Genomic DNA, 12,133 nt, shown 5'->3' on the forward strand with positions numbered 1-12,133 from the left:
TTTAATTAAATACCAAAGGTTAGCTTGTAAGAGCTAACCTTTGATATTGAAGTCATCTTGACTTTTTAGTTTTCTGAAATTTCTTTAGTCCTATAACAATAAAAGCCATAAAATTCCACGCCATCCAACTAGAAAGTGTGGTGTCAAATCTATTGAGTAAAGAACGAAAACTATCTATCCAAGCATTTGTTCTTTCAATCGCATATCTTTCTTTGTATAGTTGTTCATCAAAATAATCATCTTCATTATTTTGTCCATTTCGTTTATTAGGACAGATGTTAGCTATTATTTCTTTATCACTCATTATTTTTCTAAGTTTCTGTGAATCAAACCCAGCATCAGCATTAATAAACAATCCCGATAGAGGTATTTCTGCTTTAGTTAATTGATCGGTTATATCTTCAAAATAGATTTCTATATCAAATAAATCATTGTGATTTCCAGCTATCGGTTCTGACATAGCTAAAGGTAAGCCTTGACGATCTGTAAAATATAAGGAGTTTGTCGTCTTACGTTTTTTCCTACCTTGATAAGCTACTTGTTCACCTCCTCTTAAAGCTGTGGTATGGCTTCCATCTAAATCTCCACTTGATAAATCAATAAGAGATTTATTCTTTTTTAATAATTCAGTCCAACAAGATTGCCATACACCAGCTTTACACCAATTACGAAAATGACCAAATACTGTTTTATGACTTAATATTTGAGTGCTAAATAAAGCTTGAACTGGCAAATAACTCCACTGGATACCTGTTTTTAGTTTATACAATATAGCATTAACTATCTCATAAAGTGGAGCTTTTGATTTAAATCCTCTTTTTGGAAGTGGTAAGTGAGGTACTATATCTAATTCTATACTATCTTTGTGGAGTACTTGGTACACGGGGTTGTAGTTTTTGTTTGTTTAGCGACACAAATTTCTATAACCCTTCTTTATTTTACAAAAGTCAAGACGACTTCATTTAAAAGTATCTAAAAACTAATTACGTAGTATTTTTTTCTCTTTTTACGCAGAAGATAATCGTATTGATATTTAACATAAGGCTTTATTTTATAACCTTCTTCTATTAATCGACTCTGAACAGTATCAGAAAGATTATCTATCAGCAATGATTTCTGACCTTTACTAGCGCTATGGTGCAATTTCTCAATAATATCATTGTATTGTTCTAATGTAACATTAAAAGCAATTTCTTTTAGTGTTTCTGGGGTAATTGGTTTATTCATATTTTAAATTGTGAGGATAAGGTGAAATGAGATAAGAGATTTTTTTATAAATCTCTTATATTATAGACTAAATGAATATCTTAACTTAATACCGATATAATAGTCTTTTAAGTTTATGTCTTTATACTTTTCTTGTGTCCATATACTGTGATATTCTAGTGGATTATCATAATTGCTTACATGGCTAATTGGTGTATCTATTCTCTTATTATCTTTAACTAAATTAGTTAATCCTAAATCTAGAAAGACACCTACATATAAGTTTTGTTTATTTCCTAGTTCTTGCTTCACTCCTGTTTCTAACAGCCACGAATACCTTGTAGAAAGGTCTAAATTTCTCTTTTGAGTCTGATTCCCAAATGCTCCAAACCCCATATAATGTGGTCCGTGAAGTTCTGCATCCCAATCTTTATAATACCCTGATGTATGCAAATCATTCATTGTTATTTTACTCTTACTATCCCCTGTTATAATACCTATACTTACTCCAGAACGTATATACCACTTCACTATCCCTTTAGTTTCATATTGTATGGTTAATGGGATTTGAAAGGTATTAAAAGACACGCTTTCTTTTCTATATTTACTATTGTATCTAAATTCATAATCATGATTTTCTATATCTATAACAGACCAATTCTCTTTAACGTTTCGCTGTATAAAATCAAGTTTACTATACTTATAGTTTATTTCTGCTCCCAAGCTCCACTGTGAATTTAAATAATAGCGATACCCTACTCCTATTTGATACCCTAATGATGTATTTGTATCATAATCGTTGTCTGTTTTTAAACTATTTGTAAAGTATCCTCCTATAGAAAAGTCTACCTCTTGTGCAAAGCTTGTTGTACAACTTAGTACAACAAGCATAAATCCATATATATTTTTTCTTTTCACTTTACTTTTAATTAAGGTTTAACCATAAATCTGAATACTTTATTCTGTCCTTCTATCTTAATAATCATAAGATAAACACCTTCTACCAAAGTATTTGGTAATATCACTTCTGAAATCTTATTTTCAAGTGATACTTTGAATAAAAACTGTCCTGTCAAACTATATACAGAACCTATAATATTTTTCAAACTTGACTCTGGATAATCTAGTGCTATTTCCATTACCCCATTTTTCACTACAGGGTTTGGATAGAGTTTAATACTATTAGTATGTGTGTATTTTATCATAGCTGGACAGCTGTGTATTATCTCTCCCTTATCAGTAGTCAACTCTAGACTGTATAAAGCATCTATATCTAATAAATCATCTCTATGATTTCCTACTGAGTACACTTGTTCTGTACCTATCAACTTGCCATTTTTAAACCATTTATACCCCATAAAACGATACCCACCATTAGTCAATGGATTGTTGTTTACTAATAAAGTATTATCGAATTTCTGTATAACTATATCCTCAAAATTAAAAGGTCTTTCTATAGATAAAATGTATCTATTCGTTATTGTTCCACTATGAGACTTTACAACTATCTCTCTGTTATAAATACCTGCTTTAGGGGTATCAATAAAGAAATGATTTCCGATATTCACTGAAGCGCCCTCACTAGTAACCAACTCTACTTCTACTTGTTTATCTATCTCGTCACAATGAAGCATAAATAATTTATTAGAAGATAATTCACCTATTTCTCTACCGTTAATAATCAAGCTATTTATCTCAGCTTTATCACTTTTAATTATTAAGATTTGGCTCACACTCTGAGCAGGTTCATAATTATTATTCCCATCTTGATGAGCAGTTATAACAACGCTACCTGGATGCAATACTTTGACTAAACCAGTGGAAGTCACTGTCGCTACTACAGTAGTTCCAACATTCATATAGGTATAATTTATTGGCAAGTCTACACTACTGTTTGCTATCAATTGAAGCTGTAATAAATTATCATATAACACAGGTGATAAAGCATTAAACTCTATATGTTGGGGAGCCTTATTGATAATTAGTTTTGTTTTTAGAAGTAATGGTATATAATTATCACCTTCTATTAAAGCAGTTACTTCGTATTCACCTGCCTCTGTTTGCTTATTATTCTTATAGGTTACTTTCGTCCCAATAGGTAGCGTACTACTAAGTAAAACTGATTTCTCTTTAGTGTCATAAACATAAGTACCTCCTTTTAATACCATTCCTATGATAGGTGCTTTTTCAATAGTCAAATTAGCTCCTATAAAATCAACTGTATAATTACCATTCGCTTTTAAATCACCTTGAGCTATAGCATAAGTACCAACATCTTCTCCTACTGCACGAGATAAACTGCCTGATAATACAGCAGTCTCTTTATCATTATTTACTAATCCTGATACGGTATAACTTAGACTAGGATCAACTGCTCCATATACCTTAGACTGAGGATTAACTGTTACTGTCAAGACAACAGGAATAATATTCAAATCAGCCCCTGTAAAACTTAAAGCATAATTACCATTCGCTTTTAAATCACCTTGAGTAATAGCATAAGTACCAACATCTTCTCCTACTGCACGAGATAAACTGCCTGATAATACAGCAGTCTCTTTATCATTATTTACTAATCCTGATACGGTATAACTTAGACTAGGATCAACTGCTCCATATACCTTAGACTGAGGATTAACTGTTACTGTCAAGACAACAGGAATAATATTCAAATCAGCCCCTGTAAAACTTAAAGAGTAATTACTATTAGCTATTAGCGTTCCTTGAGTAATAGCATAAGTACCAACATCTTCTCCTACTGCGCGAGATATACTACCTGATAAGACATCAATCTCTTTATCGTTATTTACTAATCCTGATACTGTATAATCAAGCGCAGGATCAACATCTCCATATACTTTAGACTGAGCAGTAGCACTTACAGTTAATAGTGCTGGAGTAATAACCAAATCAGCCCCTGTAAAACTTAAAACATAATTACTATTAGCTATTAACGTTCCTTGAGTTATAGCATAAGTGCCAACATCCTCTCCTGCTATACGATTTAAGCTACCAGATAATACAGCAGTCTCTTTATCTATAAACTGTAATCCTGATACCGCATAATCAAGTTTAGGATCAACTGCTCCATATATCTTAGACTGAGCAGTAGCACTTACAATTAATACAGCTGGAGTAATAACCAAATCAGCTCCTGTAAAACTTAAAGCGTAATTACCATTCGCTTTTAAATCACCTTGAGCTATAGCATAAGTACCAACATCTTCTCCTACTGCACGAGATAAACTACCTGATAATACAGCAGTCTCTTTATCTATAAACTGTAATCCTGATACTGTATAATCAAACTTAGGATCAACTGAACCATATACTTTAGACTGAGGATTAGCTGTTACTGTTAATGGGGCTTTTCCAATTGTCAAATCAGCTCCTTTAAAGACTAATGTATAATTACCATTCGCTTTTAAGTCACCCTGAGTTATAGCATAATTACCAACGTTCTCTCCTACCTCACGAGATAAACTACCTGATAATACATCAGTCTCTTTATCATTATTTACTAATCCTGATATTGTGTAATCAAGCTTAGGATCAACTGCTCCATATACTTTAGACTGAGGAGTAGCTGTTACTGTTAAGACAGCAGGAGTAATTGTTAAAGTTGCAGTATGAAGTACACTTTGATCACATTCACTAATTGCACGTACTGTATAAATACCAGCATTGATAGCATCAGATACTACATTATTTGAAGAATCTACTATTTCATAAGTACCTCTAAAACTATGAGGTAACTCTAATTCTAGTTTATGTGCCTTCCCATCATACACTACACTTTTATCTTTTAAAATATATTCACTACCTAATTTAATATCTCCATTTATCTTCCATCCTTTTTCTTTTATTAACTTATCTCGTTCAGTATTCGCTGTACAGTATTTTAATCCAGTAGCTCCTAAAATCATATTACTATTTATTGTAGATAAATTAGCCCATCCTTTTAATGTAGCATCATAATTATATACAGACATGCCTGAATATTCCAACATACTCAACATACCATACGGACCTATAACCCTAGAAACGTTCCATTTACTCAAATCCCTATTAAAGGAACTCGCTCCTAAAAACATCGACTGCATATCTGTCACATTAGAGACATTCCATCTACTCAAATCTCTATTAAAACTCATTGCGTAAGCAAATACTTGAATCATATTAGTAGCACTAGATACATTCCACTGACTCAAATCACCATCAAAAGCAACTGCGGCATGAAACATACTCTGCATATTTTTTAAACTAGATACATTCCATTTGCTTAGATCACCATTAAAAGAACTTGCTCCGGAAAATATATACTGCATGTCAGTCACCTTCGATACATCCCATTTACTCAAATCTCCATTAAAAGAGATTGCAAAATCAAACATCCTTGACATATCTGTCACCTGAGTAAGATTAGGAATATCTTTACCTATATGAATAAGATTAGAAGCAGACTGAAAAGTTTTATGCATACTTTTCCAAAGTTGCGTCCCCCATTGCTCTACAGTAAGTAACTGCTTTGCATTTGGATCTTCGAAATCCTTAGCTACGTTAAAATATGGAAAATCACCTGTTATCATTACCCTATATTTCCCTTTAGGTAGATTAGATATGACACAATCACCTTTGAAGTTAGGTAGAGGTTTACTTTTCTTATCGGAGTCATCTATATTCTCCCAACTCACATTATAATTATACTTATACTTATTAGTATCTGTATAGAGTTTAATACTACCGTTATCATTAGGCACTTCCCAAGTAGTGATAAATGATTGAGAGTCTGTAGTAACTATATTAGAATCCTTCACCCACGTAAATGCATCAAGGCCTAGATAGTAATAATTACCTCCTAAAGTTAGTTGTAACTCATCAATGACTATATTACTATAGTTCTGACCATTCAGATTAGTCAAATCTATTAATGTATAGCCATTAGTACTTCCTAATGAAGTAACAAAATTATTGGTCTTAGTTTGAGTAAATTTAGTTGCACCACTTAACTTACCAGTGATAGTCAATGATCCTGTTGCATTTAGATTAGTAAACTTATCCGCTACATATACCCAAAAGCGATTTACTTTAAATAAATTAGATGTGGTCTTTATAGAAAAAGAAGGGCTACTAGGACCTACACTATTTGAATTGTCTATGTACTGATTATCATTAACTGTTCCACTCCAGCCTGTCGCCGGATAGTTAACTATATTAAAAGTACTAGTATGTGAAATAATATTAAAAGTTACCCCATTATCAGTAAAACTAGTGGAACCAGCTGACTCTGTTTCAAAAGCTTCGGTACTCGTCTGCGCGAAGAGCATCGGGCTAAAAATTAGAAAGAATAAGAGTAGAAATTTCTTCATAATGTGGTGTGTTAGAATTATACGATATTCCAACCACACTTAGCAATAACAAATTGAAGACAAATACAATTTATTAAGGCGACTAGAGAAATTAAAATCTCTACAATATGCTATTCGTTGAGTGTGGTGAAATTCAGAAATTAGCTTCAGTAGGTAAAAGTATTATAAGTAGGTAAATTCTAGTGTTTAAAGGGGGTGGACAATAGGGTGGACAAAAAATAACCATCCTTAAAATGAAGCCTTTAACACATAAAAAAAAAGCATTACCTATACAGATAATGCTTTTAAAAATTGTATTTTATTTACTTCGGTTAGACTACTCTTTACTAAATAAAGCAGAGTAATCATCTTCATATTTTTTCTTTAATCGCTGTTTTGCTTTTTTAACTGCATCAATAGTTACACCTAAAATATTTGCAGTTTCTTGATTAGTCAATTCCATTTTTTGCAACAACACAATGCGTAGATTAGACTCGGTCAAGTCAGGAAACTGAGTAATAATTTCATTAAAATAGACTGCTTGTTCTTCTCTAAAGGTTTCTTTAAATAAAACCCAATTCTCCTCTGTCATCAGATGAGAACGAAGTAATTCTTCTATAGCAGGACGCTTTTCCTTGAAGATCTCCTTAGAAGAGTGAGAAGCCTTATTTAACTCATGTTCTAATTTTGCTATTTGTGCGGTTTTTTCACTTAGATATACTTGATAAGATGCTAATGATGATTTCGTCTCTTTTAACTTATTCTCTGAATTTATTTTAGATAACTGAAAATCCAATAGCTTCCCTTCATAAGCATATTTTTGAAGCTTTAGAATTCGTTTAGAAAAGAAGTACACCATACACAAGATAAGCGTCAGAAGAACAGTAGTACTCAGCAAGAGTAGTCGTTGATATCTCACTCTTTCTGAGAAGCTTTTTTCCGCCTCTAGCTCCCAGTTTACTCTCTCAAGATTAGTATTCCAATTAATTTTATTAATGACCTCTTCACCTTCCCTAGCTTCTATCACACTGTCTATTTGATCTAACTCCCTTCTATAAAAGAGCTCTTCTGTGTCTATCCTACGAGCCTTAGCGATATCGAGTAAATAAGATATAATTTCTCTTTCAAAGCCTGCTAAGTAGCTTTTAGTTTTAGTAATCTCATAAGAGTTTTTTAAAACTTCTTCTGCAAGATCATATTGCTTGCGATCTATGTATAATTTCCCCAATTGTATCTGACTATACATTAGATTCCTCTCCTCACCTAATTGTTGGCTAATTGCTATATCCTCTTTCAGGTATAACTCTGCTTTCTCTATATCTCCTTGTTTTTGATAAACTGATGCTATACCTCCTAAACTTTTGGCGTATCTAAGGGTGTCCTTATACGATAAGGACGTTTCTTTTGCCAATTCATAGTAATGCATGGATTGCTCTAGACTATCTACTTTAGCATATACTGCTCCTAAGCCCCATAAAATAGCACTGTTATTTAGCTGCTCCTTTTCCCCTTCTTCCAAAGCTTTTCTGTAATAAATGATAGCGCTCTCATTCATATTCATGGTCTCAAAGAAATAAGCTGTACGCAACAAAATATTTTTTGCTTGTACATCTAATACAACACCTTTATTCTCTAAAGTTTTAGCAATCTTGATAAAATAGGGAGAAGCTTCGTAATAATAGTTATAAGAATAATAATAGAACCCAACCTCACTATACACCCATTCCTTCAATGCTACATTAGAAGACTTTTCTACCATAGATACACTTTCTAAAAAAAGTGAAGTAGTAATATCATTAATACTATCAGTTACCTCTAAATGGGATAATCCCTTAAGAATATTTCCAATCACCTTGCGCTCTGCAATATTTCCAATATCGTCTACCTCAACAGTACCTGTCTTATAGTACTCATTGATTAAAATGTCGTATTGCTGATTATCTAAATGCTTAGTGTCTGTACAAGCAACTATAAATAGAAATAGAAAGAAAGTAAATAGTTTGGTGGTCATTACATCTCATTTTGTACAAAAATAATCCTATTTATCACAATACAAATCAATTCATTAAGATATAGTGCAAACAAATACTTTATTAATTCAAATATTTTCATTTCCTTTGTATCGTAAATTCTCGATATATAGAAATGACTGAACTATTTAAAGCTTTATCAAACGAACACAGAGTACAAATCCTAAAATGGCTTAAGACTCCACACGATTTCTTTGAACTAGAAGACATCGAACCTGAAGTACACGAGTTTGGGGTATGCATGAGTGTTATCCAAAAAAAAGCAGGTCTTTCTCAATCTACCACCTCAGCTTATTTAACGAATATGGTAAATATTGGACTACTTACTTCTACTAGAAATGGACAATGGACTTACTATAAACGCAATGAAGATAAAATTGCTGAGTTAGCCAATTATATTCAAAACACTCTATAACAATACTATACAATTCAATCATTAAAGTATTATATTACAACATATCTATAATTCTAGATATCTAAATACCTATAACAATGAATAATATTTTTAAAAACCACAAGACTTTCAATAAGGTCTTCACACCAGGAAAACTATCCTTGGGTATATTTTTACCTTTACAGGTATATAATAATAATATCGCCATTTTTAATCAACACCTAAAGTATATACAGCAGATAGACACTAGCGGTTTCGCAGCTTTATGGGTTAGAGACATACCTGTGTATGACCCCAGTTTTAGAGATGTAGGACAAGTATATGATCCTCTTTCTTATCTAGCATATATAGCAGGTCAGACTACAAATATTGCCCTTGGTACAGCGAGTATAGTATTGCCCTTACACCACCCTATTTCATTGGCAAAGACGACAGCATCTATAGATCAGTTTTCTAATGGTCGCTTATTGCTAGGTGTTGGATCTGGTGATCGCTATGCTGAGTTTCCTGCTTTTAATAAATCTTTTGAAAGAAGAGGAGAATTATTCCGAGAAGTTCTTCAGGATATGCAAACCTTACATACTACAGACTCTCCTAAAATAAACTCTAGTATTACGCAAATGCAAAACCTAGACTTAGTCCCTAAACCTCTGCATAAGCATATTCCTACATTAGTAACAGGTGCTAGTCAACAGTCATTAGATTGGATTGCTACTCATGCTGATGGTTGGATTACTTATCCAGGACCTACTACTACGAATGAGGATACCTTACACTTAGAACAAAAAATAAAAGCTTTTAGAGATTTAATTCCTAATGGAACATTTAAACCGCATATGACAAATGAATGGATAGAGTTAGATGAAGATCCTCACTATCCTAGAACCCCATTAAGAGGAGGTTTTGTTCTTAAAACAGGTAGATTAGGACTTATAGAGCTTTTACATAAATGGCAAGAAATAGGTGTAAATCATGCTGCTATAGGTATACAGTTTGGAAAACGAGATATAGGAGAAACTCTTGATGAATTGGCTAAGGAAGTACTACCTTATTTTAACTACTAGTATCGTAATTAACACCATTTACCTTTTATAATGTGTACTAAGCATAGAAATTATAAAGTAGCTACCTTCTCGTAACTACTTTATAATTCGATCTATTTCATAAATAATAAGATCGTTTTATATAAATTATTTATCTTCTTCTAGCCTATTTACTATAACCATTTCTTTCAATAAATTACTTTAACGAATCGGTTTGAGTCCGTAGTGAGTCCGTTATGAGTCCGTAGTGAGTCCGTTTTTTTGCACAAAATAACGGACTGATTATGAACTTACCCTTTAGTAAACAAACATTCATCTGCAATGAGTAGTAAAGTATTTTCAAAATTTGATAGATACTAACTAATATAGCATACAAGCTTTATAAGAAGCCACACCTATATCATCATAGCAAAAAAAGAAGTACCCTTACACTCTAAAAGCACTTCACTTTTAACCCAAATTCCGCGATAGACATATAGACGAAAAGTAATTATACAAAATAGCTCTGAATTAGTGAGTAAAGCATACTACAGTATGGTTTTAGAACTAATGAAAGAGATGTGAAGTAGAATTGCTTTGTAGTATTTGGCTAATGCGGAATCTGGGTTTAACATATCAACTACTTTTTTTTATCAAATGATAAATTATTAAATTTATAGAGATGGTAATTTTGACCTGTTAAAAAACGAGATTGATTATGACACAAGACAATGTAAACAAAGGGTTATCCTTTGCGAGTATTTTTCCAACGAAAACAAGAATTCGATTAGCTGTGGTATGGTTGATTGTCATCTTATTTATGTTATTCGGAAGTTCTATTACTGGAGATAGTCTATCCCCTCTATTAGCTACTAGTATTTTCTTGATCTTACTATTTACGATAGTAGGAGCTGCTTTTGGTGTAGTAAAAGAAGCGGATGAACTCGCTCATAAATTAGGTGAACCTTTCGGAACATTGATTCTTACTCTTTCGATTGTATCAATAGAGGTAATTTTAATTTCTGCCGTAATGTTAGGCCCTGGAGAAAACCCAACTATTGGAAAGGATTCGATCTTCTCTGTAATGATGATCATTATGAATCTAGTAATAGGGCTGTGTATTCTATTAGGTGGACTAAAGTATGGTGAACAAGAATATAATGCACAGGGAACAATGTCTTACTTAGCAATGATCATTATGCTAGGAGGTATCGGGTTAATGTTACCTAACTTCATTCAAGGTGCTGGTGGAGGGATGTTTAGTGATACACAGGCTATTGTCTTGGCTGTATTTATTATTATTCTCTATGCTGTATTCTTGTTCTTTCAGATGAAAGGATATAGACATCTCTATGTACAACCTCAAAAAGGGTCAATGGAAATTCCATATAAAGATAGAGGCATTGCAGATATTCAATCTACAGATGAGCACCAAACTTCTGCAGGGAATAAAGGAGAGATATGGATACGTTCTATTATCCTAATCGGGATGATATTACCTATCGTGCTTCTTTCTCATAATATGGCTGTAGTAGTAGACTACGGGATTAAAGCCGCTAACCTCCCTACTCTATTAGGAGGTGTGTTAGTTGCCATCATCGTGTTCACCCCAGAGTCAATGACGGCAGTAAAAGCAGCATTAAACAATGAGTTTCAACGCGCTATCAACCTGTGCCATGGTGCCTTCGTTTCTACAGTAGGATTAACTGTGCCTTCTGTACTAATCATTGGGTTAATTACAGGCAAAACAGTATTGTTTGGGATGAATAGTACAGAAACTATTCTATTCGTGATCACCCTATTATTAAGCCTAATGACTTTCTTAGGCAAACGTACTACTCCTATCATGGGTATTATGCACTTAGTATTATTTGCTGTATTTACACTGCTTATTTTCTATCCATAATAACGTATTTCTTGTCAAAAATCATTGGTGGAAAGACTAATCTAGATCCTACAGTAGCTTACTCTACAAGGAGATTCTATATAATCACTTCTGCATTAGTTCACAGACAATACTCTAGTATGTTTTTATCACTAATTCAGACCTATTGTGTATACTTACTTTTTGCTGATAAGTTTACTTACAGATTCTGGACTAAATTAAGGAAGCTAAGCTAATTGGTTCGAGCA

The 12,133-nt window shown here is 32.9% G+C and carries 9 protein-coding genes; 4 read left to right on the forward strand and 5 right to left on the reverse strand.

What is annotated here, in order from left to right; all coding sequences use genetic code 11:
• Positions 1-52: 52 nt before the first annotated feature.
• From E0Z07_RS14075 to E0Z07_RS14095, 5 genes are all read right to left on the reverse strand, one after another.
• A complete protein-coding gene (locus E0Z07_RS14075; protein WP_006261049.1) occupies positions 53-883 on the reverse strand; it encodes an IS5 family transposase in 831 nt (276 codons plus the stop codon).
• An 89-nt stretch (positions 884-972) separates the two neighbouring features.
• The gene (locus E0Z07_RS14080) at positions 973-1,227 is read right to left on the reverse strand and encodes a hypothetical protein (RefSeq protein ID WP_006260392.1); all 255 of its coding nucleotides are present in this window, start codon (positions 1,225-1,227) and stop codon (positions 973-975) included.
• Positions 1,228-1,287: 60 nt separating this feature from the next.
• Complete coding sequence (locus tag E0Z07_RS14085) at positions 1,288-2,097, reverse strand: porin family protein (RefSeq protein ID WP_006260393.1); 810 nt, start codon at positions 2,095-2,097, stop codon at positions 1,288-1,290.
• A 38-nt stretch (positions 2,098-2,135) separates the two neighbouring features.
• Positions 2,136-6,575 (reverse strand): MBG domain-containing protein, encoded by a 4,440-nt coding sequence (locus tag E0Z07_RS14090; RefSeq protein WP_115283924.1) that lies wholly within the window; start codon positions 6,573-6,575, stop codon positions 2,136-2,138.
• Between the two features lie 316 nt (positions 6,576-6,891).
• Entirely contained in the window at positions 6,892-8,565 is a 1,674-nt protein-coding gene (locus tag E0Z07_RS14095) for a tetratricopeptide repeat protein (RefSeq protein ID WP_006260168.1), read from the reverse strand.
• Between the two features lie 134 nt (positions 8,566-8,699).
• Between E0Z07_RS14095 and E0Z07_RS14100 the strand changes: the two genes are divergently transcribed.
• From E0Z07_RS14100 to E0Z07_RS18135, 4 genes are all read left to right on the forward strand, one after another.
• Positions 8,700-8,999, forward strand: coding sequence for an ArsR/SmtB family transcription factor (locus E0Z07_RS14100; RefSeq protein ID WP_006260167.1), 300 nt, complete (start codon positions 8,700-8,702; stop codon positions 8,997-8,999).
• Between the two features lie 77 nt (positions 9,000-9,076).
• Positions 9,077-10,042: an LLM class oxidoreductase gene (locus E0Z07_RS14105; protein ID WP_006260166.1), complete on the forward strand. Its 966-nt coding sequence runs from the start codon at positions 9,077-9,079 to the stop codon at positions 10,040-10,042.
• Positions 10,043-10,718: 676 nt separating this feature from the next.
• The gene (locus tag E0Z07_RS14115) at positions 10,719-11,906 is read left to right on the forward strand and encodes a calcium:proton antiporter (protein WP_006260165.1); all 1,188 of its coding nucleotides are present in this window, start codon (positions 10,719-10,721) and stop codon (positions 11,904-11,906) included.
• Between the two features lie 11 nt (positions 11,907-11,917).
• Positions 11,918-12,121 (forward strand): hypothetical protein, encoded by a 204-nt coding sequence (locus E0Z07_RS18135; protein ID WP_158437114.1) that lies wholly within the window; start codon positions 11,918-11,920, stop codon positions 12,119-12,121.
• The last annotated feature ends 12 nt before the right edge of the window (positions 12,122-12,133 follow it).

Origin of the sequence: Myroides odoratimimus (assembly GCF_004337635.1) — a bacterium.
Classification (GTDB): Bacteria; Bacteroidota; Bacteroidia; order Flavobacteriales; family Flavobacteriaceae; genus Flavobacterium; species Flavobacterium odoratimimum.

What these genes read in the sequence shown, in the direction of transcription:
- E0Z07_RS14115 (WP_006260165.1), top strand. Translation starts at nt 10,719, where the DNA reads ATGACACAAGACAATGTAAACAAAGGGTTATCCTTTGCGAGTATTTTT.
- E0Z07_RS14095 (WP_006260168.1), bottom strand. Translation starts at nt 8,565, where the DNA reads ATGACCACCAAACTATTTACTTTCTTTCTATTTCTATTTATAGTTGCT.
- E0Z07_RS14080 (WP_006260392.1), bottom strand. Translation starts at nt 1,227, where the DNA reads ATGAATAAACCAATTACCCCAGAAACACTAAAAGAAATTGCTTTTAAT.
- E0Z07_RS14100 (WP_006260167.1), top strand. Translation starts at nt 8,700, where the DNA reads ATGACTGAACTATTTAAAGCTTTATCAAACGAACACAGAGTACAAATC.
- E0Z07_RS14090 (WP_115283924.1), bottom strand. Translation starts at nt 6,575, where the DNA reads ATGAAGAAATTTCTACTCTTATTCTTTCTAATTTTTAGCCCGATGCTC.
- E0Z07_RS14085 (WP_006260393.1), bottom strand. Translation starts at nt 2,097, where the DNA reads ATGCTTGTTGTACTAAGTTGTACAACAAGCTTTGCACAAGAGGTAGAC.
- E0Z07_RS14105 (WP_006260166.1), top strand. Translation starts at nt 9,077, where the DNA reads ATGAATAATATTTTTAAAAACCACAAGACTTTCAATAAGGTCTTCACA.